We start from the raw sequence: 332 nt of genomic DNA on the forward strand, positions 1-332 counted from the left end.
AACGTTCGTATCTCCTCTGCCGGTGGGAACAGGCTACTGAGCCGCGGGGAAATCACGGTACAAAAATCATCAAGCTACCTTATCGCTGGATGTATGAGCGATACCAACAGAACGGATGGCAATGGTTTAACGCTTGGTTATGCTGTAAATGGTCTGGCAATGGCTTATATGCGGACAATGATAGTCAACAATGAAACGACTGCAGAATCCTGGCGTTTTGGTACCCGTGATTCAGGCTGGCCTGCAGGAAATGGCGGTGCTGTACTGGTTAATTCAAATCACTATGAGGATTACGTACCCGCAGCCGGGTTATTTAAAGTTGCTGCCGGCAA

The 332-nt window shown here is 48.5% G+C and carries 1 protein-coding gene; it reads left to right on the forward strand.

Features of this window, described 5'->3' with window-relative positions:
* Positions 1–93: 93 nt before the first annotated feature.
* A partial coding sequence (locus tag PGQ95_RS26430; protein WP_430919902.1) for a hypothetical protein occupies positions 94–332 on the forward strand: 239 nt, incomplete at its 3' end.

The sequence above is a fragment of the Klebsiella sp. 141240 genome (assembly GCF_050600805.1).
Taxonomy (GTDB): Bacteria; Pseudomonadota; Gammaproteobacteria; order Enterobacterales; family Enterobacteriaceae; genus Klebsiella; species Klebsiella aerogenes.